The organism is Pseudomonas sp. FH1 (genome assembly GCF_000510895.2).
Lineage (GTDB): Bacteria > Pseudomonadota > Gammaproteobacteria > Pseudomonadales > Pseudomonadaceae > Aquipseudomonas > Aquipseudomonas azotoformans_A.
The window spans coordinates 44,426-67,167 of record NZ_AOHM01000008.1; the positions used below are offsets into that span (position 1 = coordinate 44,426).

Below are 22,742 nucleotides of genomic sequence, written 5' to 3' on the forward strand. Positions count from 1 at the left end.
GCTAGATCGCATTTCGCAGGCTGAGGTTTTCCGGGTGCGGTTGCAGGTAGGCCTGCTGCGCGATGTAGCGGTCCGGGTGTTGGCGAAAGTGGTGCTTGAGCAGGGTGAGAGGCACCACCAGCGGCACGATGCCTTGGCGGTACTGGCCGATGACGGTCTGCATTTCCTGCTTATCGTCGGCACTGATGACTTGTTTGAGGTAACCGCTGATGTGTTGCAGCACATTGGTGTGGGTGCCGCGGGTGGCGCATTGGCTCAGGCCTGTCATCAGGTCGCTGAAGTAACAGGCGGCCAATTCATCGAGGTGGGTCTCTTTGGTCATGCTGCCCAGCAGGTGGCCGAGGCTTTTGTAGTGCGCCGGGCTGTGGGCCATCAACAGGTATTTGTAGCGTGAATGGAAGGCCAGTAGGCGGTGGCGGGTCAGCCCTTCAGCCAACAGCTGTTGCCAATCGGCGTAGACGAAGACGCGGGTCAGGAAGTTTTCCCGCAGCACCGGGTCATTCAATCGACCGTCTTCTTCCACCGGCAGATTGGGGTGACGCGCGCAAAAGGCTTGGGCGTAGATGCCGCGCCCGCCACCATCGACTTGTGTGCCGTTGTCGCGGTAGACCTTGACCCGCTCCAGGCCGCACGACGGTGACTTCTGCATGAAGATGTAACCGCACAGGTCGGTGTGTTCCGACGCCATCTGCTGGCCATAATCATCCAGCGGCTGGGTGACGTTCAGTTCGCGGTGTACCGTGCCGACAGCTTGCGGGTGGGCCGGGTCGCCCACCAGGCGGATCGGTTCGCGGGGAATGCCCAGGCCGATGGCGACCTCGGGGCACAGCGGCACGAAGTCGAAATAGTCGGCAAGGGTCTGGCTGCACAGCAGGGATTGTTTATGGCCGCCGTTGAAGCGCACGTTCTCGCCCAGGAGGCAGGCGCTGATGGCGATCTTTGGTTTGGTGGGGCTGGACATAAACGAACCTCTGCAAGATTCCTGTACAAGGCTTAAATCTTGTACAACTAAATCCCATCATAGATTCGATGCTGTACAAGTCAAATTTTTTGTACAAGTTTTTCGCAGGGCAATTATTTCCAGCCGATTTTCCAGGCGTCGGCATTTTGCAGGGTTTGCCAGGCGAAGCGTTCGGCGCGTCGGGTCATGACGGCTTGCAGTTCGATTTCCAGCACCACGCCTTCTTCATCCCGAAACAGTTCGGTGACCAAAAAGTGTTTTTCTTTGTTGCGAGGATGAGCTGCTGTCCATTTCGACAGCAGCAATTTAGCCGGATTGATGCGGTTCATTGCAGGTGTTCGATCAAGCGTCGCGCGGCTTCCTGGCCACTGAGCCAGGCCCCTTCGACCCGGCCCGACAGGCACCAGTCGCCACACACGTACAAGCCCAGGTCGGCATCGGCGAGCACGCCGAATTCGTGGCTGCTGGACGGTCGCGCATAGAGCCAGCGGTGCGCCAGGCTGAACGATGGCGCGGGCATGGCGCTGTGCAGCAATTCGGCGAATGCGCCGTGCAGGTGCTCGATTACCGCCTCCTTGGGCAGGTCCAGGTGGGCCTTGCTCCACGTGCTGGTGGCGTGCAGTACCCAGGTGTCGAGGTGGGTGTCACGTCCCGGTTTGCTGCGGTTACGCGCAAGCCAATCGAGGGGGCTGTCTTGCACGAAACAGCCCTCCATCGGCGTATCCAGGGGCTTGTCGAACGCCAGGGCGATGGCCCAGGTCGGGTCCATTTTCACGCCGGCGGCGGCACTGGCCAGCTTGGGGGCGGCGGCCAGCAGGGCGGTGGCCTGGGGCGCTGGGGTGGCGATGATCACGTGGCTGAACGGGCCGTGGTTTTCGCCGTCGGCATCCAGCAGGTTCCAGTGTTGCTTGCCCTGGAACACCTCGGTGATGCGGCAACCGAACGCCACTGGCAGGTCGTCGAGCAGGGCGCGGGTGATCGCACTCATGCGCGGCGTGCCGACCCAGCGGATCTGTTCATCGGGGGAGGGCGTCAGCTGGCCGGACTTGAAATTGTACAGCTGGGGTTTCCATTGCTCGGCCCAGCCATTGCTTTGCCAGCGTTGCACTTCGTTGACGAAGCGCCGGTCGCGTGCGGTGAAGTATTGTGCGCCCATGTCCAGGGAGCCGGCATCGCTGCGCTTGCTGGACATGCGGCCACCACTGCCGCGGCTTTTATCGAAGAGTTGTACAACGTGCCCCGCGTCTCGTAACGCTCGGGCGGCGGAGAGACCGGCGATGCCGGTGCCGATGATCGCGATGGGAACAGTCATGGGAGGCCTCGTTTTACCGTTGGGTACAGACTACGCCGACACCAATAGCTGTACAATATTGTTTTTTGGTATAAGTTTTGGCTTACCTGTTCTTACGGCGTGACCTATTGTTAAAGCAGAGGCTTAATCCAACGTTACGCCCGCTGCTTATAAAATAGACCAGTGCGGGGCGGCGAACGTTACATGAGGAAGATCCCATGCACATTTTGCTGACCGGCGGTACTGGCCTGATCGGCCACCAACTCTGCCAGCACTGGCTTGCGCAGGGGCATCGGCTGACCGTGTGGAGTCGTCAGCCGGAACAGGTCGCCAAGCGATGCGGCGCTCAAGTCGCAGGCGTCGAACACCTGCAACAGGTGATCGGCCCGGTGGATGCGGTCATTAACCTGGCCGGCGCGCCCATTGCTGATCGCCCCTGGACCCACAAGCGCAAGGCGTTGTTGTGGAGCAGCCGCATCAGTCTGACTGAAACCTTGCTGGCATGGCTTGAAGGTCTGGAGCAAAAACCAGCGGTGTTGATTTCCGGTTCAGCGGTCGGCTGGTACGGCGACGGCGGCGAGCGGGAATTGACCGAAGCCAGCGGCCCGGTGCTGGACGATTTCCCCAGCCAGTTGTGTATCGCCTGGGAAGAAACCGCCCAGCGCGCCGAAGCCTTGGGCATTCGTGTCGTGTTGGTGCGGACCGGCCTGGTGCTGGCAGCCGAGGGCGGCTTTTTGTCGCGGCTGTTGCTGCCCTTCAAACTGGCGCTGGGCGGGCCGATTGGCAATGGTCGGCAGTGGATGCCGTGGGTGCATATCCAGGATCAAATCGCCCTGATTGATTTTCTTCTGCACAAGCCGGATGCCCGTGGTCCTTATAATGCCTGCGCCCCACACCCGGTGCGCAATCGCGAATTTGCGAAAACCCTGGGCCAGGTGCTGCACCGTCCAGCGTTCATGCCGATGCCGGCCTTTGCATTGAAGGTGGGCCTGGGCGAGTTGTCTGGCCTGTTGCTGGGTGGGCAGAAGGCGGTGCCCGAACGCTTGCTGGCCGCCGGTTTCACTTTCCAGTTCACTGAGTTGCGCGCGGCCTTGGACGACTTGTCCAGCCGCCTCTAGAGATAGGATGTTGCATGACGGATCACGCGTTGTTACTGGTCAACCTGGGCTCGCCAAAGTCCACCTCGGTGGCCGATGTGCGCAGTTACCTCAATCAGTTCCTGATGGACCCTTATGTGATCGACCTGCCGTGGCCGGTGCGGCGCTTGCTGGTGTCGCTGATCCTGATCAAGCGCCCCGAGCAGTCGGCCCACGCCTACGCGTCCATCTGGTGGGATGAGGGCTCGCCGTTGGTGGTACTCAGTCGTCGTTTGCAGCAGCGGATGACTTCGCAGTGGACCCAAGGCCCGGTGGAGTTGGCGATGCGCTATGGCGAGCCGTCCATTGAAACTGTGCTGACACGTCTCGCCGCCCAGGGCATTCGCAAGGTTACCCTGGCGCCGCTTTACCCGCAGTTCGCTGACAGCACCGTGACCACGGTGGTGGAAGAAGCACGGCGTGTGGTGCGAGAGAAAAAACTCGACCTGCAATTCGCCACCCTGCAACCGTTCTACGATCAACCCGAATACCTCGACGCCCTGGTGGCCAGTGCCAAGCCGCATTTGCAGCAGGACTACGATCATCTGCTGTTCAGCTTCCACGGCCTGCCGGAACGCCATCTGCAAAAACTCAACCCTGGGCATACCTTCGATGGCGCCACCGATTGCTGCGTGAACGCGTCCCCCGAAGTGCGCGCCACCTGCTATCGCGGGCAGTGCTTCAGCGTCGCGCGGGACTTTGCCGCGCGCATGGGTCTGCCGGAGGATAAATGGTCAGTGGCCTTTCAATCGCGCCTGGGCCGGGCCAAATGGATCGAACCCTACACCGAAGCTCGCCTGGAAACCCTGGCCCAGCAAGGTGTGAAAAAGCTGCTGGTGATGTGCCCTGCGTTCGTTGCTGATTGCATCGAAACGCTGGAGGAAATCGGCGATCGCGGGTTGGAGCAGTTCCGCGAGGCCGGGGGGGAGGAATTGGTGCTGGTGCCGTGTCTGAATGATGACCCGCATTGGGCGAAGGCGCTCAATACCTTATGTGAAAGAGCGCCGGGCTCCCTATAGGCTCAGCGTCAAACTGACTGTTAGATTGCGCGGCTCACCGGGGTTGATCCAATAGTTGCTGTAGGACCGCTCGAAGTACTTCTCATCAAACAGGTTGTTGAGGTTCAGGCCCACGGTGACGTTCTCCGTGGCCTTGTAATGCGCCAGCAGATCGACCGTGTGATAGGCCGGCAGCTCGAAATTCGTGCCGGCCTCACCGGAACGATCCCCCACATACGTGAACGCCGCGCCCAGGTCCGAGCCGCGCAATGCGCCATCCTGGAACTCATACACGCCCAAAAGACTGCCGCTGCGCTTGGCCACGCCAAGGATGCGGCTGCCGGCCGGAATGGCTTTTTCGCCTTTAGTCACTTCAGCGTCGATGTAGGCAAACGCGCCAATCACCCGTACGGCATCGGTCACTTGCCCAGTCAGTTGCAGGTCAAAACCCTGGCTGCGCGCCTTGCCCACGGCGCGGTTGAGGTTGGTGGCCGGGTCCAGGGTCAGCACGTTTTCCTTTTCGATATGGAAGGCGGCGAGGGTGGCGCTGAGGCGATCGTCGAACAGCTCGCTCTTGATCCCCACTTCATAACCCACCCCTTCTTCCGGCTTGAAGGATTTGTTGTTGGCGTCCAGGCCGCTGTTGGGCTTGAACGATGTGGAGGCGTTGGCGAACACCCCAACCTGCGGTGTGAGCTGATAGAGCAGGCCGGCGCGTTGGGTAAAAGCGTCGTGGGTCTGCTGGCTCTTGGCGTGGTTGCGGGTGAAGTCGTCGATGCTCTGTTCGAAATGCTCGAAGCGCGCACCGAGCATGCCGCGCAGGCGGTCGGTGAAGATGATCTGGTCCTGCAGGTTCAGCGCGTGGCTTTTGGTCTGTTCGAAGAAGTCGGTGCCGGAGCGCGCGCCGTTGGGTTTGGGCTGGCCGTAGACCGGGCGGTAGATATCGATGGCGTACGGGCTGCCGGCGATAGCGGTCACGCGCTCCTTCTTGCGGTAGTCCTCGTATTCGGTGCCGACCAGCAGTTCGTGTTGCCAGCTGCCGATGTCGAACAGGCCGCGCAGCTCCAGCTGGGTAATGCTGTCGTGCCAACCCGTCGAGCGTTCGCGGTAGCGGCGGTTGACGGTGTGGCCGTCGGCGTTCAGCGCGCGGTTTTCCGAGGCGTCGCCCCACAGGCTGCCTTGCTTGTAGTGGCTGGCCAGGCGCAGTTTCCAGGCGTCGTTGAGGTGATGTTCGAGGGTCGCCTGAATGCGGTTGTTGTGGTTGTCGATGTCGCCGTCGTTGGGTTCGCCGAGGAAGGTGGAGCGGGATATACCGGGGGCGTCGACGATGCCACGGTCGAAGGTGGAGCTGTGGCGCACGAATTCGCTTTCCACCAGCAGGCTGGTGTCCGGGTCCAACTGCCAACTGAACGAAGGCGCGACGAATACCCGCTTGCTCTGCACGTGGTCGCGGAAGCTGTGGTTGTCTTCCACTGCCAGGTTGACCCGTGTCAGTACCTTACCTTCGCTGTCCAGCGGGGTGTTGACGTCCACGGCGGTGCGATAACGGTCCCAACTGCCGGCGCTGGTTTGCAGGGTGGTGAAGGCTTCAGGCTGGGGCTTCTTGGTGACGATGTTCACGGTGCCGCCGGGATCACCGCGGCCGTACAAACTGGCGGCGGGGCCCTTGAGCACTTCGATGCGTTCGATGTTCGCCGCGTCCGGTGTGCTCGGGTAGCCACGGTTTGCACTGAAGCCATCCTGATAGAACTCCGACGTGGTGAAGCCGCGCACGCTGTATTCGTAGAGGGTCAGGCCACCGAAGTTGTTCTGCTTGGACACGCCACCGGCAAATTCCAGGGCGCGTTCCACGTTGTTGCTGCCCAGGTCTTTGAGCACCGTGGCGGGAATCACGCTGATGGATTGGGGGATGTCACGAATCGCGGTGTCGGTCTTTGTCGCGCTGGCCGAGCGGGTGGCGCGATAGCCTTTGACGGGGCCGGTGGCAGGCTCATAAGCGTCGGTGGTGACGCTGATGGTATCGAGTTCCAGGGTGTTGTCTTCGGCGTAGGCGGGGTCGAGCAGCAAACCCAAGGCCAGGCCAGCCAAGGGGGCGATTCTTCGAGACGGCATGATAGAGCGTTCCAATAGCGATATTGAAACAATATAACATGACCAATGAGAGTGGATTGCTTTGAAACATCAACTTACAGGTGCCCGTGAATGGGCACCTGGACGAGGCGCTTTACTCCTCTTCTTTCACCGGCGCCGGCGGCGGACGCAAACCGATTTCCGCCAGCAACTTGATCTCCTTACCATTGCGCATCACCTGGATCGCCACCTTGTCGGTCGGCTTGATCCGCGCCACCTGGTTCATCGACTTACGGCCATCACCCGCCGGTTCGCCATTAATGCTGAGGATCACATCGCCCAATTGCAGGCCGGCCTTCTGCGCCGGGCCGTCGCGGAAGATCCCGGCGACCACGATGCCTGGGCGTCCGGTCAGGCCAAACGACTCGGCCAATTCCTTGGTCAACGGCTGTACTTCAATCCCCAGCCAGCCACGGATCACCTGGCCGTGCTCGATGATCGACTTCATCACTTCCATCGCCAGCTTCACCGGGATCGCAAAACCGATGCCCTGTGAGCCGCCGGACTTGGAGAAAATCGCCGTGTTGATACCGGTCAGGTTGCCATTGGCATCCACCAGCGCACCGCCGGAGTTGCCCGGGTTGATCGCTGCGTCGGTCTGGATGAAATCTTCGTAGCTGTTCAGGCCCAACTGATTACGCCCGGTGGCGCTGATAATGCCCATGGTCACGGTCTGGCCCACACCGAACGGGTTGCCGATGGCCAATGCCACGTCACCGACGCGCAAGCCATCGGAACGGCCGAGGGTGATGGACGGCAGGCTTTTCAGGTCGATCTTGAGTACCGCGAGGTCGGTTTCCGGGTCGCTGCCCACCACGCGGGCCAGGGTTTCGCGGCCGTCACGCAGGGCCACCACGATCTGGTCGGCGCCGGTGGTCACATGGTTGTTGGTGAGGATGTAGCCTTCTGGGCTCATGATCACGCCCGAACCCAGGCTGGATTCCATGCGCCGCTGCTTGGGCCCGTTGTCGCCGAAGTAGCGGCGGAACTGCGGGTCTTCAAACAGCGGGTGCGCCGGTTTGTTGATGACCTTGGTCGTGTACAGGTTGACCACCGCCGGGGCGGCGATGGTCACCGCGTCGGCATAAGTCACCGGGCCTTGCACCACCGCGCTGGTTTGCGGTGCCTGTTGCAGGTTCACATCCAGGCTGGGCAGGCCCACCAGCTCGGGGTAACGCTGAATAATCAGCATCGCGATCAGCACGCCAGCCAACAATGGCCATCCAAAAAAACGCAGCGCCTTGAGCATCAAGTAAGTCCTGACAGGTTGCAGGGGGCGAGAGAGCGCCCATAATGTCGCGCATTATACGAGGCTGTGACGCCTGCGAACGGGATATTTAGGAGTCTTTTATGGCCGTCCCCCTTACCACCCTCGTCGAGGAAGCGGACCGCTACCTCGGCAGCGCCAAAATTGCCGATTATTGCCCCAATGGCCTGCAGGTCGAGGGCCGCCCGCAAGTGATGCGCATCGTCAGTGGCGTGACGGCAAGCCAAGCCCTGCTGGACGCGGCCGTCGAAGCCCAGGCCGATTTGATCCTGGTACACCACGGTTATTTCTGGAAAGGCGAAAACCCCTGCATCACCGGCATGAAGCAGCGTCGCCTCAAGACCCTGCTCAAGCACGACATCAGCCTGTTGGCCTACCACCTGCCGCTGGACCTGCACCCCGACGTCGGCAACAACGTGCAACTTGCCCGTCAACTCGACATCACCGTCGAAGGCCCGCTGGACCCGAGCAACCCCAAGATCGTCGGCCTGGTCGGCTCCCTCGCCGAGCCCCTGTCGCCCCGTGATTTCGCACGCCGCGTGCAGGAAGTCATGGGCCGCGAACCGCTGCTGATCGAAGGCAGCGACATGATCCGTCGTGTCGGCTGGTGCACCGGCGGTGGCCAGGGCTACATCGACCAGGCGATTGCCGCAGGCGTCGACCTGTACCTGAGCGGCGAAGCCTCCGAGCAGACCTTCCACAGCGCCCGCGAAAACGACATCAGCTTCATCGCCGCCGGCCACCACGCCACCGAGCGCTACGGCGTACAGGCCCTGGGCGATTACCTGGCGCGGCGTTTTGCCCTGGAGCATCTGTTCATCGACTGCCCCAACCCGATTTGAGGGCCAAACCTGGGGGCATATTCATATACCGTTTCGATCTAGCGGGCTCCCTGAATAGAAGCAGGTGCTGTGCTAGCATGCCCCGCTCGAACACGGCCCGCTGGCCGTCCATAAGATCGTTTTTCCGTGAGTAACCATGGTCGACAAACTGACGCATCTGAAACAGCTGGAGGCGGAAAGCATCCACATCATCCGCGAGGTCGCCGCCGAGTTCGACAACCCGGTGATGCTCTACTCGATCGGTAAAGACTCCGCCGTGATGCTGCACCTGGCGCGCAAGGCCTTCTTCCCGGGCAAGCTGCCGTTCCCGGTGATGCACGTCGACACCCGCTGGAAATTCCAGGAGATGTACACGTTCCGCGACAAGATGGTCGAGGAGCTGGGCCTGGACTTGATCACCCACGTGAACCCGGACGGCGTGGCGCAGGGCATCAACCCCTTCACCCACGGCAGCGCCAAGCACACCGACATCATGAAGACCGAAGGCCTCAAGCAGGCGTTGGACAAACATGGTTTCGACGCCGCTTTCGGCGGTGCCCGTCGCGATGAAGAGAAATCCCGCGCCAAAGAGCGCGTGTATTCGTTCCGCGACAGCAAACACCGCTGGGACCCGAAAAACCAGCGGCCCGAGCTGTGGAACGTCTACAACGGCAACGTCAACAAGGGCGAGTCGATCCGTGTGTTCCCGCTGTCCAACTGGACCGAGCTGGACATCTGGCAGTACATCTACCTCGAAGGCATCCCGATCGTGCCGCTGTACTTCGCCGCCGAGCGTGAAGTGATCGAGAAGAACGGCACGTTGATCATGATCGACGACGACCGCATCCTCGAGCACCTGTCCGACGAAGACAAAGCCCGAATCGTCAAAAAGAAAGTACGTTTCCGTACCCTTGGCTGCTACCCGTTGACGGGCGCGGTGGAGTCCGAAGCCGAGACGCTGACGGACATCATTCAGGAAATGCTCCTGACGCGAACTTCCGAGCGCCAGGGCCGTGTCATCGACCACGATGGTGCAGGCTCGATGGAAGATAAAAAACGTCAAGGCTATTTCTAAGGGGCTGTCATGTCGCATCAATCTGATTTGATCAGCGAGGACATCCTCGCCTACCTGGGCCAGCACGAGCGCAAGGAAATGTTGCGCTTCCTGACCTGCGGCAACGTCGACGACGGCAAGAGCACCCTGATCGGGCGCCTGCTGCACGACTCCAAGATGATCTACGAAGATCACCTGGAAGCCATCACCCGCGACTCGAAGAAGTCCGGCACCACCGGCGATGACATCGACCTGGCGCTGCTGGTCGACGGCCTGCAGGCCGAGCGTGAGCAAGGCATCACCATCGATGTGGCCTACCGCTACTTTTCCACCGCCAAGCGCAAATTCATCATCGCCGACACCCCCGGCCATGAGCAGTACACCCGCAACATGGCCACCGGTGCCTCCACCTGTGACCTGGCGATCATCCTGATTGACGCACGTTATGGCGTGCAGACCCAGACCCGTCGCCACAGCTTCATCGCCTCGTTGCTGGGCATCAAGCACATCGTGGTGGCCGTCAATAAGATGGACATCAACGGCTTCGACCAGAGCGTATTCGAGCAGATCAAGGCCGATTACCTGAAGTTTGCCGACGGTATCGCGTTCAAGCCGAGCACCCTGGCCTTTGTGCCGATGTCGGCGCTCAAGGGCGACAACGTGGTGAACAAGAGCGAGCGTTCGCCCTGGTACACTGGGCAGTCGCTGATGGAAATCCTCGAAACCGTCGAGATCGCCAACGACCGCAACTACACCGACCTGCGTTTCCCGGTGCAGTACGTGAACCGTCCGAACCTGAACTTCCGTGGTTTCGCCGGCACCCTGGCCAGCGGCATCGTGCACAAGGGCGACGAAGTCGTGGTGCTGCCGTCGGGCAAGAGCAGCCGCGTCAAATCTATCGTCACCTTTGAAGGTGAGTTGGAACACGCCGGCCCAGGCCAAGCCGTGACCCTGACCATGGAAGACGAGATCGACATCTCCCGTGGCGACCTGCTGGTACACGCCGACAACGTGCCGCAAGTGACCGACGCCTTCGACGCCATGCTGGTGTGGATGGCCGAAGAGCCGATGCTGCCGGGCAAGAAATACGACATCAAGCGCGCCACCAGCTACGTGCCGGGTTCCATCACCAGCATCGTGCACCGCGTGGATGTGAACACCCTGGCCGAAGGTCCGGCGAGTTCGCTGCAACTGAACGAAATTGGCCGGGTCAAGGTCAGCCTCGACGCCGCCATCGCCCTGGACGGTTACGACAGCAACCGCACCACGGGCGCGTTCATTGTTATCGACCGTTTGACCAACGGCACCGTGGCAGCGGGCATGATCATCGCGCCGCCGGTCACCCACGGCAGCTCGGCGCAACACGGCAAGCTGGCTCACGTCGCCACCGAAGAACGCGCGCTGCGCTTTGGCCAGCAACCGGCCACCGTGCTGTTCAGCGGCCTGTCGGGCGCCGGCAAAAGCACCTTGGCCTACGCGGTTGAGCGCAAGCTGTTCGACATGGGCCGTGCGGTGTTCGTGCTCGATGGCCAGAACCTGCGTCATGACCTGAACAAGGGCTTGCCGCAGGACCGAGCTGGGCGTACCGAGAACTGGCGTCGTGCCGCGCATGTGGCGCGTCAGTTCAACGAAGCGGGCCTGTTGACCCTGGCCGCGTTTGTGGCGCCGGATGCCGAAGGCCGCGAACAGGCCAAGGCGCTGATTGGCGGTGATCGTTTGCTGACCGTCTATGTGCAAGCGTCGCCGCTGGTGTGCGCCGAGCGTGATCCGCAGGGCCTGTACGCGGCGGGTGGGGATAACATCCCTGGCGAATCCTTCCCGTACGACGTGCCGTTGAATGCCGACCTGGTGATCGACACCCAGGCCTTGTCGTTGGAAGAAAGCGTCAAGCAAGTGCTGGAGCTGTTGCGTCAGCGCGGCGCGATCTAAGGATCGCAGCCACAAAAAAGCCCGCCATCGAGTAATCGGTGGCGGGCTTTTTCATGCCTTATCGGGGGTACTGGGTATGCAGCTTTTCCAGTAATGCATCCTTGTCTTTCCACAACCGGTTGATCCAACCCTGGAACGCCGTCCGGTACTCCCCATCCTGCTCATAATTCTTGCCAATGAATTCGGCCGGGATCTGCACTTCTTCGAACTGCACCACCACATCCTGCACATTCCCGCACAGCAAATCCCAATACCCAGGGCGACCGGAGGGGTAGTGAATGGTCACATTGACCAGTGACTTCAACTGCTCACCCATCGCATCCAGCACAAACGCAATGCCACCGGCTTTAGGCTTGAGCAGATAACGGAACGGCGACTTCTGCTGCGCATGCTTGCCTGGAGTAAACCGGGTGCCTTCGGCAAAGTTGAAAATGCCCACTGGGTTGTCGCGAAACTTCGCACAGGTCTTGCGGGTGGTTTCCAGGTCCTTGCCTTTCTTCTCCGGGTGTTTTTCCAGGTAGGCCTTGGTGTAGCGCTTCATGAACGGAAAGCCCAGAGCCCACCATGCCAGGCCAATCACCGGCACCCAGATCAGCTCCTGTTTCAGGAAGAACTTCAGCGGACGAATCCGCCGGTTCAGCACGTATTGCAGCACCATGATGTCGACCCAGCTCTGGTGGTTGCTGGTCACCAGGTACGAGTGCTGATAGTCCAGCCCTTCCAGGCCGGTGAGGTGCCAGCGCGTGCGCCGCACCAGGTTCATCCAGCCTTTATTGTTGGTCACCCAGGCTTCATGGGTGTGGTTCATCAGCCATTCACTGAAGCGCTTGGCAAACGGCAATGCCTTGAACAGCGCCACGATAAACAGGAACGAACACAACAGGATCGTGTTCAGCGCCAGCAACAGCGACGCAATCACCCCGCGCACGGCGGCAGGTAGAAAATCCAGCATTTAGATATCCATAGGTCGGTTGGCGGCTTGGATCGCAGTGAGCGCGATGGTGTACACGATGTCGTCTACCTGGGCGCCGCGCGGCAGGTCGTTGACCGGTTTGCGCAGGCCTTGGAGCATCGGCCCCAGGCTCACGCAATCGGCGCTGCGCTGCACGGCCTTGTGCGTGGTGTTGCCGGTGTTGAGGTCGGGGAACACGAATACGGTGGCCTTGCCGGCGACCTGGCTGTTGGGCGCCAGTTGCCGCGCGACGTTTTCGTTGGCGGCGGCGTCGTATTGCAGCGGCCCGTCGATCAGCAGCGAACTCTGCTGTTCGTGGGCGAGCAGGGTGGCTTCGCGGACTTTCTCCACTTCCTCGCCGCTGGCCGAGTCGCCGCTGGAATAGCTGATCATCGCCACGCGTGGCGTGATGCCGAATGCCGCCGCCGAGTCGGCACTTTGCAACGCGATCTCCGCCAATTCGGCGGCGCTTGGGTGCGGGTTCATCACGCAGTCGCCGTACACCAGCACCTGCTCGGGGAACAGCATGAAGAACACCGACGACACCAGCGTGCAGCCCGGCGCCGTTTTAATCAGCTGCAGGGCAGGGCGGATGGTATTGGCGGTGGAGTGGATGACGCCGGAGACCAGGCCGTCCACTTCGTCCAGCGCGAGCATCATGGTGGCGATCACCACGGTGTCTTCCAGCTGCTGCTCGGCCATCGGCGCGTTGAGGCTCTTGCTCTTGCGCAGCGCGACCATCGGCTCGACGTAGCGCTGGCGGATCAGGTCCGGGTCGAGAATCTCCAGGCCTTCGGGCAATTCGATGCCCTGGGCGCGGGCGACCGCTTCCACGTCCGCCGGCTTGGCCAGCAACACGCAGCGCGCAATGCCCCGCGCCTGACAGATCGCGGCGGCTTGCACGGTCAGCGGCTCGCTGCCTTCGGGCAATACAATGCGTTTGTTGGCGGCCTGGGCGCGCTGGATCAACTGATAGCGGAACACCGCCGGCGACAGGCGCATCTCCCGTGGCGTGCCGCAACGCTGATGCAACCAGCGCGCATCCAGATGGCTGGCGACGAAGTCGGTGATGATCTCCGCACGTTCGCGGTCATCAATCGGGATTTCCTTGTTGAGGCTGTTGAGCTGGTTCGCCGTGTCGTAGGAACCGGTGCTCACCGACAACACCGGCAGCCCGGCTTGGAACGCGCCACGGCATAACTCCATGATGCGCGGGTCGGGCAGGGTGTCGCTGGTCAGCAACAGGCCGGCCAGGGGCACGCCGTTGATCGCGGCGAGGCTGACGGCGAGGATGATGTCGTCGCGGTCGCCGGGGGTCACCACCAATACGCCGGGCTTGAGCAGCTCCACGGTGTTACGCATGGTGCGGGCGCAGATGATGATTTTGGTCATGCGCCGGGTTTCGTAGTCGCCGGCGTTGAGGATCTGCGCGCCCATCAGGTCGGCCACGTCACGTGTGCGCGGGGCGTTGAGTTCCGGTTGATAGGGAATGCAGCCGAGCAGGCGGAAATCACCGCTGCGCAACAGGGGCGAATGCTCTTTGAGGCGCGCCGCGAAGGCTTCCATGCTTTCGTCGGTGCGCACCTTGTTGAGGATCACGCCGAGCACTTTCGGGTCTTTCGGCCCGCCGAACAGTTGGGCCTGCAATTCCACGCGCCCGGAGAGTTCGGTGAGCACTTCGTTTTCCGGGGCCGAGACCAGGATCACTTCCGCATCCAGGCTCTTGGCCAGGTGCAGGTTGACCCGCGCCGCATAGCTGGCGCTGCGGGTCGGCACCATGCCTTCGACGATCAGTACGTCCTTGCCCACGGCGGCTTGTTGGTACAGCGTGATGATTTCTTCGAGCAGTTCGTCGAGCTGGCCGTCGCCGAGCATGCGCTCTACGTGGGCCAGGCCCAGGGGCTGTGGCGGCTTGAGGCCATGGGTGCGCGCCACCAGTTCGGTGGAACGCTCGGGGCCGGTATCGCCGGGGTGTGGTTGGGCAATCGGCTTGAAGAACCCGACTTTCAGCCCGGCCCGCTCAAGGGTACGCACCAGCCCCAGGCTGATGGAGGTCAGACCCACACCAAAATCGGTGGGCGCGATAAAAAAAGTCTGCATGCGAATTCTCTGAAGGTGCATGGCTTCGGTGAGGCTCTATGGTTGAACGTCTACCGGGAATCAGGCGCCAAGGTTATCGTTATTCGTGTGCTTGCGCACACCAGCCGCAGGCAAAGGGCTGGCCTATTTTTTCAAGGCGTTGCGCGGGGTCGAGTACCCAGGCGCGGGACTGCCAGGGTGGCTGGTGGCGCAGGTGCTGGGTGTGGCCACAGGACAGCTCCGCAACCCAGTGCTGGTCGTCATCCTGATGGAACCCGATGATGAAGGATGCCGTTGATCGGTCCCGTCTGTCCGGGTTCTGTTCGCTTTCGGGCAAATCCTTGTTTAGACTTGTCCGTTCTTCATTCTTATGCAAAAGGTCTCGCCCCATGACGATCGCCGCTAACAAGGCTGTCTCCATCGACTATACCCTGACCAACGACGCTGGTGAGGTCATCGACAGCTCCGCCGGCGGCGCGCCGCTGGTCTACCTGCAAGGCGCAGGTAACATCATCCCAGGCCTGGAAAAGGCTCTGGAAGGCAAGAACGTCGGTGATGAGCTGACCGTTGCCGTAGAACCTGAAGATGCCTACGGCGAGTACTCGGCCGAACTGGTCAGCACCCTGAGCCGCAGCATGTTCGAAGGCGTTGACGAACTGGAAGTGGGCATGCAGTTCCACGCTTCCGCGCCAGACGGCCAAATGCAGATCGTGACCATCCGTGATCTGGACGGCGACGACGTGACCGTCGACGGCAACCACCCTCTGGCTGGCCAGCGCCTGAACTTCCAAGTGAAGATCGTTGCTATCCGCGACGCTTCCCAGGAAGAGGTGGCCCACGGCCACGTCCACGGTGAAGGCGGTCACCAGCACTGATTGATGTAGTAATCAGTTGCTAGCAAAAACGCCCCGACTGGTTCGGGGCGTTTTTTTTGTGCCCAAAAAGTGACTCAGGCGCGGCTCTTTTGTGGCGAGGGAGCTTGCTCCCGCTGGGGCGCGAAGCGGCCCCCGCTCTTTGAAAAGACTAGGACTGCTACGCAGTCCAGCGGGAGCAAGCTCCCTCGCCACAGGCACAAACAAAAATGCCCCACACCTTTCGGTCCGGGGCATTTCTTAACTGTTGCGTAACCTGGGTTACGCGGCAGTTGTTACCACTTAGGCTGCAGCAGCGACGCTCAGAGCCTTGATGTGGCCATTCAGACGGCTCTTATGACGAGCGGCCTTGTTCTTGTGGATGATGCCTTTATCGGCCATGCGGTCGATAACTGGCACAGCCAGAACGTAAGCTGCTTGAGCTTTTTCAGCGTCTTTGGTGTCGATGGCTTTAACTACATTCTTGATGTAGGTACGAACCATGGAACGCAGGCTGGCGTTGTGGCTGCGACGCTTCTCAGCCTGTTTTGCACGTTTTTTGGCGGAAGGTGTGTTGGCCACCGTCGAGCTCCTCGAAAGACTTTTTAGGAAATAGCAAACAAAATAGGCCGCGAATCATGCCGATGACTTGATGGGTTGTCAAGGGCGGCTGATGCGAACTGCTGAGTGGTCGATCTGAAGAGGCGGGTGATTTATTTCCGGCGCTTGACCTGTAAACTCGCGAGCTTTGGCTCTGTGCTGTTGCAGGCGCGCAGTATCGCATAAACAGGCGCTTTGTTCGCCTGCTCTTTATCTAAAGGCGCAAACTCTTTCAATGAATCTGCTCAAATCGTTGGCTGCCGTCAGCTCTATCACGATGATCTCCCGGGTTTTGGGGTTTGTGCGTGACACCCTGCTGGCGCGCATTTTTGGCGCCAGCATGGCCACGGATGCGTTCTTTATTGCCTTCAAACTGCCCAACCTGCTGCGGCGGATCTTTGCCGAAGGCGCGTTTTCCCAGGCCTTCGTGCCGATCCTGGCCGAATACAAGACCCAGCAGGGCGAAGAAGCCACCCGCACCTTTATTGCCTACGTCTCAGGCCTGTTGACCCTTGTTTTGATGCTGGTAACCGTCCTCGGCATGCTCGCCGCGCCCTGGGTGATCTGGGCCACGGCGCCTGGTTTTGCCAATACCCCGGAAAAATTTGCGCTGACCACCGACCTGCTGCGGGTGACCTTTCCTTATATATTGCTGATCTCCCTGTCTTCCTTGGCTGGTGCGATCCTCAACACTTGGAACCGTTTCTCAGTGCCGGCCTTCGTGCCGACCCTGCTGAACGTCAGCATGATCATCTTCGCGCTGTTCCTCACGCCTTACTTCGATCCACCGGTGATGGCCCTGGGCTGGGCCGTACTGGCCGGCGGCCTGGCGCAATTGCTCTACCAACTGCCGCACTTGAAAAAGATCGGCATGCTTGTGCTGCCGCGCCTGAACCTCAAGGACACCGGCGTATGGCGCGTGATGCGCAATATGCTGCCGGCGATCCTCGGTGTGTCGGTCAGCCAGATTTCCCTGATCATCAATACGGCGTTCGCCTCGCTGCTGGTGTCCGGCTCGGTGTCGTGGATGTACTACGCCGACCGTCTGATGGAGTTGCCGTCCGGCGTGCTGGGCGTGGCGTTGGGCACGATTCTGCTGCCGACCCTGGCGCGCACCTATGCCAGCAAGGATCGCCAGGAGTATTCACGCATTCTCGACTGGGGCCTGCGCCTGTGCTTTGTATTGGTGCTGCCATGTGCCCTGGCGCTGGGGATCCTGGCCGAGCCGTTGACCGTGTCGCTGTTTCAATACGGCCAGTTCGATGCCCATGACGCCTTGATGACCCAGCACGCGCTGGTCGCCTATTCCGTCGGCCTGCTTGGCATTATCGTGATCAAAGTGCTGGCTCCCGGCTTCTATGCCCAGCAGAACATCCGTACGCCGGTGAAAATCGCGATATTCACGCTGATCGTCACGCAACTGCTCAACCTGGTGTTTATCGGCCCGCTGGCCCACGCCGGCCTGGCCCTGGCGATCAGTGCGGGTGCGTGCATCAACGCCGGGCTGTTGTTTTACCAATTGCGTAAGCAGCAGATGTTCCAGCCGCAGCCAGGCTGGGGCCTGTTTGCCCTCAAGTTGCTGGTGGCGGTGGCGATGATGTCGGCCGTGCTGCTGGGTCTGATGCACTTCATGCCGGCGTGGGATGAAGGCCAAATGCTGGAGCGCTTCATGCGTCTTGGCGTGTTGGTCGTCGCGGGCGTGGTGGTGTACTTCGGGATGTTGCTGCTGCAGGGCTTCCGCCTGCGGGATTTCAATCGCAAGTCCCTGGGTTAGAGAGTTTGCCGCGATAAAACCGTTGTTTTATCGATTCGATCCATTTGGCCTGTGCTGTTGCCTGTCGTCCGGGGCCGGGTGTGGTTATAATCGACCACTTTATGAGCAAGAAGCGCGTTATGCAGCTGGTTCGAGGTCTCCACAACCTGCGCCCCGAGCATCGGGGCTGCGTCGCCACTATTGGCAACTTTGACGGTGTTCACCGTGGCCACCAGGCTATCCTGGCTCGGCTGCGCGAACGCGCGGTCGAGTTGGGCGTGCCCAGCTGCGTGGTGATTTTCGAGCCACAGCCGCGGGAATACTTCACCCCCGAAACCGCGCCAGCCCGCCTGGCCCGCCTGCGGGACAAGCTGCAATTGCTGGCTGAAGAGGGCGTGGACCGTGTCCTCTGCCTGGCCTTCAACCAGCGTTTGCAAAGCCTGAGCGCTGCCGAGTTCGTCGACCGTATCCTGGTCGATGGCCTGGGCGTGCAGCATTTGGAGGTCGGTGACGATTTCCGCTTCGGTTGCGACCGTGTCGGGGATTTCGATTTCCTGCAACACGCGGGCGTCAACCAGGGTTTTACCGTCGAAGCCGCGCAAACCGTCGAACTGGACGGCCTGCGCGTGAGCAGTACCCAGGTGCGTAACGCCCTGGCTGCTGCCGACTTCGCCTTGGCCGAGCGTTTGCTCGGTCGCCCGTTCCGCATTGCCGGGCGGGTCCTGCACGGCCAGAAGCTGGCGCGCCAATTGGGCACGCCAACCGCCAACGTGCAACTCAAGCGCCGTCGTGTGCCGCTGACCGGGGTCTACCTGGTGAGCGTCGACATCGACGGCCAATCGTGGCCCGGAGTCGCCAACATAGGCGTCAGGCCCACGGTTGCAGGTGATGGCAAGGCCCACCTGGAAGTACACCTGCTGGATTTTGCCGGTGATCTGTATGACCGGCGTTTGACGGTGGTTTTCCACCAGAAGCTGCGTGAAGAGCAGCGTTTCGCCTCCCTTGAGGCGTTGAAAACGGCGATCAATGCGGATGTCGCCGCCGCCCGTGCACTAGCCGCACCTAGCGCCCATCGCTAACCGAAGAGCCTTAAATGACCGACTATAAAGCCACGCTAAACCTTCCGGACACCGCCTTCCCAATGAAGGCCGGCCTGCCACAGCGCGAACCGCAGATCCTGCAGCGCTGGGACAGTATTGGCCTGTACGGAAAGTTGCGCGAAATTGGCAAGGATCGTCCGAAATTCGTCCTGCACGACGGCCCTCCTTATGCCAACGGCACGATTCACATCGGTCATGCGCTGAACAAGATTCTCAAGGACATGATCCTGCGCTCGAAAACCCTGTCGGGCTTCGACGCGCCGTACGTGCCGGGTTGGGACTGCCACGGCCTGCCGATCGAACACAAAGTCGAAGTGACCTACGGCAAGAACCTGGGCGCGGATAAAACCCGCGAACTGTGCCGTGCCTACGCCACCGAACAAATCGAAGGGCAGAAGTCCGAATTCATCCGCCTGGGTGTGCTGGGCGAGTGGGACAATCCCTACAAGACCATGAACTTCAAGAACGAGGCCGGGGAAATCCGTGCCTTGGCCGAGATCGTCAAGGGCGGTTTCGTGTTCAAGGGCCTCAAGCCTGTGAACTGGTGCTTCGACTGCGGTTCGGCCCTGGCTGAAGCGGAAGTCGAGTACGAAGACAAGAAGTCCTCGACCATCGACGTGGCCTTCCCGATCGCCGACGACGCCAAGCTGGCCGAGGCCTTTGGCCTCTCTTCCCTGGCCAAGCCGGCCGCCATCGTGATTTGGACCACCACCCCGTGGACCATCCCGGCCAACCAGGCGCTGAACGTGCACCCGGAGTTCACCTATGCCCTGGTGGACGTCGGTGATCGCCTGCTGGTGCTGGCCGAGGAAATGGTCGAGGCCTGCCTGGCCCGCTACGAGCTGCAAGGTTCGGTCATCGCGACCACCACCGGCAGCGCGCTGGAGCTGATCAACTTCCGCCACCCGTTCTATGACCGCCTGTCGCCGGTGTACCTGGCTGACTACGTTGAGCTGGGTTCGGGCACCGGTATCGTTCACTGCTCGCCTGCCTATGGCGTAGACGACTTTGTGATCTGTAAGAAGTACGGCCTGGTCAACGACGACATCATCAACCCGGTGCAAAGCAACGGCGTGTATGTACCGTCGCTGGAGTTCTTCGGCGGTCAGTTCATCTTCAAGGCCGATCAGCCGATCATCGAAAAGCTGCGTGAGGTCGGTGCGCTGATGCAAACCGCCACCATCCAGCACAGCTACATGCACTGCTGGCGCCACAAGACCCCGCTGATCTACCGCGCCACCGCGCAGTGGTTCATCGGTATGGACAAAGAGCCCACCAGCGGCGACACCCTGCGTGTGCGCTCGCTCAAAGCCATCGAGGACACTAAGTTCGTCCCGGCCTGGGGCCAGGCGCGCCTGCACTCGATGATCGCCAACCGTCCGGACTGGTGCATCTCCCGTCAGCGTAACTGGGGCGTGCCGATCCCGTTCTTCCTGAACAAGGAAAGCGGCGAGCTGCACCCACGTACCGTCGAACTGATGGAACAAGTGGCCCAGCGCGTTGAACAGGAAGGCATCGAGGCCTGGTTCAAGCTGGACGCCGCCGAACTGTTGGGCGACGAAGCGCCGCAGTACGACAAGATCAGCGACACCCTCGACGTGTGGTTCGATTCGGGTACTACCCACTGGCACGTGCTGCGCGGCTCGCACCCGATGGGTCACGAGACCGGCCCGCGTGCCGACCTGTACCTGGAAGGCTCCGACCAACACCGTGGCTGGTTCCACTCGTCGTTGCTGACCGGTTGCGCCATCGACAACCACGCGCCGTACCGCGAACTGCTGACCCACGGCTTCACCGTCGACGAGACGGGCCGCAAGATGTCCAAGTCGCTGAAGAACGTGATCGAGCCGAAAAAGATCAACGACACCCTGGGCGCCGACATCATGCGCCTGTGGGTTGCGTCGACCGACTATTCGGGCGAAATCGCCGTATCGGACCAGATCCTGGCCCGCAGCGCCGATGCCTACCGCCGCATCCGTAATACCGCACGCTTCCTGCTGTCGAACCTGACCGGTTTCAACCCGGCCACCGACATCCTGCCGGCCGAGGACATGCTTGCCCTCGACCGTTGGGCCGTGGACCGTACCTTGTTGCTGCAACGCGAGTTGCAGGAAAACTACGGCGAATACCGCTTCTGGAACGTGTACTCGAAGATTCACAACTTCTGCGTGCAGGAGCTGGGTGGTTTCTACCTCGACATCATCAAGGACCGCCAGTACACCACCGGCGCCAACAGCAAGGCTCGCCGCTCGGCGCAGACCGCGCTGTATCACATCTCCGAAGCGCTGGTGCGCTGGATCGCGCCGATCCTGGCTTTCACCGCCGACGAGCTGTGGGAATACCTGCCGGGCGAGCGTAACGAGTCCGTGATGCTCAACACCTGGTACGAAGGCCTGACCGAATTGCCGGCCGACTTCGAACTGGGCCGCGAGTACTGGGAAGGCGTGATGGCCGTGAAGGTTGCGGTGAACAAGGAGCTGGAAGTGCAGCGTGCTGCCAAGGCCGTCGGTGGCAACCTGCAAGCCGAAGTCACCCTGTTCGCCGAGGACGGCTTGACCGCCGACCTGGCCAAGCTGAGCAACGAACTGCGCTTCGTGCTGATCACCTCTACCGCGAGCCTGGCGCCATTCGCCCAGGCCCCGGCGGACGCGGTCGCCACCGAAGTGCCGGGCCTCAAGCTCAAAGTGGTCAAATCGGCCTTCCCTAAGTGCGCCCGTTGCTGGCACTGCCGTGAAGACGTCGGCGTGAACCCTGAGCATCCGGAAATCTGTGGTCGCTGCGTCGACAACATCTCGGGTGCCGGTGAGGTTCGCCACTATGCCTGATGCCAGCCGTTTCGGACGTCTGGGCTGGCTCGTACTGAGTCTGCTGGTTCTGGTCATTGACCAGGTCAGCAAGGCTCATTTCGAAGGCTCCCTGCAGATGTTCCAGCAGATTGTGGTGATCCCGGATTACTTCAGCTGGACCCTGGCCTACAACACCGGTGCCGCTTTCAGCTTTTTGGCTGATGGCGGTGGCTGGCAGCGCTGGCTGTTCGCCCTGATCGCCGTGGTGGTCAGTGCGGTGCTGGTGGTGTGGCTCAAGCGTCTTGGTCGCGATGACACCTGGCTGGCTATCGCCTTGGCCCTGGTACTGGGTGGCGCGCTGGGCAATCTTTACGACCGCATTGCCCTTGGCCATGTGATCGACTTTATCCTAGTGCATTGGCAGAACCGCTGGTACTTCCCGGCGTTCAACTTTGCCGACAGCGCCATCACCGTTGGTGCAATCATGCTGGCGTTGGACATGTTCAAAAGTAAGAAAACCGGAGAGACCGTTAATGACTGATCAGGTATTGGCTGAGCAACGCATCGGCCAGAACACGGAAGTCACCTTGCATTTCGCACTGCGCCTGGAGAATGGCGATACGGTCGACAGCACGTTCGACAAAGCCCCGGCCACCTTCAAGGTCGGCGATGGCAACCTGCTGCCGGGTTTCGAAGCGGCCCTGTTCGGCTTCAAGGCCGGCGACAAGCGCACCCTGCAGATCCTGCCGGAAAACGCCTTTGGCCAGCCCAACCCGCAAAACGTGCAGATCATCCCGCGTTCGCAGTTCCAGGACATGGACCTGTCGGAAGGCCTGTTGGTGATCTTCAATGATGCGGCGAATACCGAACTGCCTGGCGTGGTGAAAACCTTCGATGACGCGCAAGTGACCATCGACTTCAACCACCCGTTGGCCGGTAAAACCTTGACCTTTGATGTTGAAATCATCGACGTTAAAGCGATCTAACAGAAGATTCCGGCCTATTGTGGGACGGGGCTTGTTGTGGCGAGGGAG

At 61.0% G+C, this 22,742-nt stretch carries 20 protein-coding genes; 11 read left to right on the forward strand and 9 right to left on the reverse strand.

Annotation, left to right across the window (positions count from 1 at the left end; translation table 11 throughout):
- Position 1: 1 nt before the first annotated feature.
- From H096_RS04305 to H096_RS04315, 3 genes are all read right to left on the reverse strand, one after another.
- Entirely contained in the window at positions 2-961 is a 960-nt protein-coding gene (locus H096_RS04305; protein ID WP_033896977.1) for a DUF523 and DUF1722 domain-containing protein, read from the reverse strand.
- 113 nt (positions 962-1,074) lie between these two features.
- The gene (locus tag H096_RS04310) at positions 1,075-1,290 is read right to left on the reverse strand and encodes a TIGR02450 family Trp-rich protein (protein WP_033896978.1); all 216 of its coding nucleotides are present in this window, start codon (positions 1,288-1,290) and stop codon (positions 1,075-1,077) included.
- The gene (locus H096_RS04315; protein ID WP_016977058.1) at positions 1,287-2,273 is read right to left on the reverse strand and encodes an NAD(P)/FAD-dependent oxidoreductase; all 987 of its coding nucleotides are present in this window, start codon (positions 2,271-2,273) and stop codon (positions 1,287-1,289) included. The genes H096_RS04310 and H096_RS04315 overlap by 4 nt, the downstream gene beginning before the upstream one ends.
- Positions 2,274-2,470: 197 nt before the next feature.
- Here H096_RS04315 and H096_RS04320 point away from each other — a divergent pair, with 197 nt between their 5' ends.
- The gene (locus tag H096_RS04320; protein WP_033896979.1) at positions 2,471-3,370 is read left to right on the forward strand and encodes a TIGR01777 family oxidoreductase; all 900 of its coding nucleotides are present in this window, start codon (positions 2,471-2,473) and stop codon (positions 3,368-3,370) included.
- Positions 3,371-3,384: 14 nt separating this feature from the next.
- Positions 3,385-4,407, forward strand: coding sequence for a ferrochelatase (hemH, locus tag H096_RS04325; RefSeq protein WP_033896980.1), 1,023 nt, complete (start codon positions 3,385-3,387; stop codon positions 4,405-4,407).
- Here hemH and H096_RS04330 read toward each other — a convergent pair.
- On the reverse strand, positions 4,402-6,498 hold the full coding sequence (locus tag H096_RS04330; protein WP_033896981.1) for a TonB-dependent siderophore receptor: 2,097 nt from the start codon (positions 6,496-6,498) through the stop codon (positions 4,402-4,404). The two genes, hemH and H096_RS04330, sit on opposite strands and share 6 nt — an antisense overlap.
- A gap of 112 nt (positions 6,499-6,610) precedes the next feature.
- A complete protein-coding gene (algW, locus tag H096_RS04335; protein ID WP_028618771.1) occupies positions 6,611-7,765 on the reverse strand; it encodes a Do family serine endopeptidase AlgW in 1,155 nt (384 codons plus the stop codon).
- Positions 7,766-7,866: 101 nt separating this feature from the next.
- On the opposite strand from algW, the gene H096_RS04340 reads away from it, so the two are divergent.
- The 3 genes from H096_RS04340 to cysN all read left to right on the forward strand — a co-directional run bounded on the left by H096_RS04340 (position 7,867) and on the right by cysN (position 11,587).
- A complete protein-coding gene (locus H096_RS04340) occupies positions 7,867-8,625 on the forward strand; it encodes a Nif3-like dinuclear metal center hexameric protein (protein ID WP_033896983.1) in 759 nt (252 codons plus the stop codon).
- Between the two features lie 136 nt (positions 8,626-8,761).
- A complete protein-coding gene (gene cysD / locus H096_RS04345; protein WP_033896984.1) occupies positions 8,762-9,679 on the forward strand; it encodes a sulfate adenylyltransferase subunit CysD in 918 nt (305 codons plus the stop codon).
- A 9-nt stretch (positions 9,680-9,688) separates the two neighbouring features.
- Positions 9,689-11,587: a sulfate adenylyltransferase subunit CysN gene (cysN, locus tag H096_RS04350; RefSeq protein WP_012722133.1), complete on the forward strand. Its 1,899-nt coding sequence runs from the start codon at positions 9,689-9,691 to the stop codon at positions 11,585-11,587.
- Positions 11,588-11,645: 58 nt separating this feature from the next.
- Here cysN and H096_RS04355 read toward each other — a convergent pair whose 3' ends face one another.
- The 3 genes from H096_RS04355 to H096_RS04365 form a co-directional block, all read right to left on the reverse strand.
- Positions 11,646-12,539: an acyltransferase gene (locus H096_RS04355; protein ID WP_033896985.1), complete on the reverse strand. Its 894-nt coding sequence runs from the start codon at positions 12,537-12,539 to the stop codon at positions 11,646-11,648.
- A complete protein-coding gene (gene pta, locus H096_RS04360) occupies positions 12,540-14,639 on the reverse strand; it encodes a phosphate acetyltransferase (protein ID WP_033896986.1) in 2,100 nt (699 codons plus the stop codon).
- A 79-nt stretch (positions 14,640-14,718) separates the two neighbouring features.
- A complete protein-coding gene (locus tag H096_RS04365; RefSeq protein WP_033896987.1) occupies positions 14,719-15,009 on the reverse strand; it encodes a DUF3565 domain-containing protein in 291 nt (96 codons plus the stop codon).
- On the opposite strand from H096_RS04365, the gene H096_RS04370 reads away from it, so the two are divergent.
- Entirely contained in the window at positions 15,008-15,493 is a 486-nt protein-coding gene (locus H096_RS04370; protein ID WP_016976314.1) for a peptidylprolyl isomerase, read from the forward strand. The two genes, H096_RS04365 and H096_RS04370, sit on opposite strands and share 2 nt — an antisense overlap.
- 279 nt (positions 15,494-15,772) lie before the next feature.
- Here the strand turns inward: H096_RS04370 and rpsT are convergent, their stop codons facing one another.
- Positions 15,773-16,051, reverse strand: coding sequence for a 30S ribosomal protein S20 (gene rpsT, locus H096_RS04375; protein ID WP_016976313.1), 279 nt, complete (start codon positions 16,049-16,051; stop codon positions 15,773-15,775).
- A 253-nt stretch (positions 16,052-16,304) separates the two neighbouring features.
- Here rpsT and murJ point away from each other — a divergent pair, with 253 nt between their 5' ends.
- From murJ to fkpB, 5 genes are all read left to right on the forward strand, one after another.
- Positions 16,305-17,843, forward strand: coding sequence for a murein biosynthesis integral membrane protein MurJ (murJ, locus tag H096_RS04380; protein ID WP_033896988.1), 1,539 nt, complete (start codon positions 16,305-16,307; stop codon positions 17,841-17,843).
- 119 nt (positions 17,844-17,962) lie between these two features.
- A complete protein-coding gene (gene ribF, locus H096_RS04385) occupies positions 17,963-18,901 on the forward strand; it encodes a bifunctional riboflavin kinase/FAD synthetase (protein WP_010213269.1) in 939 nt (312 codons plus the stop codon).
- A gap of 14 nt (positions 18,902-18,915) precedes the next feature.
- A complete protein-coding gene (ileS, locus tag H096_RS04390) occupies positions 18,916-21,747 on the forward strand; it encodes an isoleucine--tRNA ligase (RefSeq protein WP_033896990.1) in 2,832 nt (943 codons plus the stop codon).
- Complete coding sequence (lspA, locus tag H096_RS04395) at positions 21,740-22,249, forward strand: signal peptidase II (RefSeq protein ID WP_033896991.1); 510 nt, start codon at positions 21,740-21,742, stop codon at positions 22,247-22,249. Before ileS ends, lspA begins: the two co-directional genes overlap by 8 nt.
- 7 nt (positions 22,250-22,256) lie before the next feature.
- Complete coding sequence (fkpB, locus tag H096_RS04400; protein WP_173390393.1) at positions 22,257-22,694, forward strand: FKBP-type peptidyl-prolyl cis-trans isomerase; 438 nt, start codon at positions 22,257-22,259, stop codon at positions 22,692-22,694.
- Positions 22,695-22,742 lie beyond the last annotated feature (48 nt).

Excerpts from the sequence above, each read along its gene's own strand:
- H096_RS04305 (WP_033896977.1), bottom strand. The coding sequence starts at position 961 with ATGTCCAGCCCCACCAAACCAAAGATCGCCATCAGCGCCTGCCTCCTG.
- H096_RS04310 (WP_033896978.1), bottom strand. The coding sequence starts at position 1,290 with ATGAACCGCATCAATCCGGCTAAATTGCTGCTGTCGAAATGGACAGCA.
- H096_RS04315 (WP_016977058.1), bottom strand. The coding sequence starts at position 2,273 with ATGACTGTTCCCATCGCGATCATCGGCACCGGCATCGCCGGTCTCTCC.
- H096_RS04320 (WP_033896979.1), top strand. The coding sequence starts at position 2,471 with ATGCACATTTTGCTGACCGGCGGTACTGGCCTGATCGGCCACCAACTC.
- hemH (WP_033896980.1), top strand. The coding sequence starts at position 3,385 with ATGACGGATCACGCGTTGTTACTGGTCAACCTGGGCTCGCCAAAGTCC.
- H096_RS04330 (WP_033896981.1), bottom strand. The coding sequence starts at position 6,498 with ATGCCGTCTCGAAGAATCGCCCCCTTGGCTGGCCTGGCCTTGGGTTTG.
- algW (WP_028618771.1), bottom strand. The coding sequence starts at position 7,765 with ATGCTCAAGGCGCTGCGTTTTTTTGGATGGCCATTGTTGGCTGGCGTG.
- H096_RS04340 (WP_033896983.1), top strand. The coding sequence starts at position 7,867 with ATGGCCGTCCCCCTTACCACCCTCGTCGAGGAAGCGGACCGCTACCTC.
- cysD (WP_033896984.1), top strand. The coding sequence starts at position 8,762 with ATGGTCGACAAACTGACGCATCTGAAACAGCTGGAGGCGGAAAGCATC.
- cysN (WP_012722133.1), top strand. The coding sequence starts at position 9,689 with ATGTCGCATCAATCTGATTTGATCAGCGAGGACATCCTCGCCTACCTG.
- H096_RS04355 (WP_033896985.1), bottom strand. The coding sequence starts at position 12,539 with ATGCTGGATTTTCTACCTGCCGCCGTGCGCGGGGTGATTGCGTCGCTG.
- pta (WP_033896986.1), bottom strand. The coding sequence starts at position 14,639 with ATGCAGACTTTTTTTATCGCGCCCACCGATTTTGGTGTGGGTCTGACC.
- H096_RS04370 (WP_016976314.1), top strand. The coding sequence starts at position 15,008 with ATGACGATCGCCGCTAACAAGGCTGTCTCCATCGACTATACCCTGACC.
- H096_RS04365 (WP_033896987.1), bottom strand. The coding sequence starts at position 15,009 with ATGGGGCGAGACCTTTTGCATAAGAATGAAGAACGGACAAGTCTAAAC.
- murJ (WP_033896988.1), top strand. The coding sequence starts at position 16,305 with ATGAATCTGCTCAAATCGTTGGCTGCCGTCAGCTCTATCACGATGATC.
- ribF (WP_010213269.1), top strand. The coding sequence starts at position 17,963 with ATGCAGCTGGTTCGAGGTCTCCACAACCTGCGCCCCGAGCATCGGGGC.
- ileS (WP_033896990.1), top strand. The coding sequence starts at position 18,916 with ATGACCGACTATAAAGCCACGCTAAACCTTCCGGACACCGCCTTCCCA.
- lspA (WP_033896991.1), top strand. The coding sequence starts at position 21,740 with ATGCCTGATGCCAGCCGTTTCGGACGTCTGGGCTGGCTCGTACTGAGT.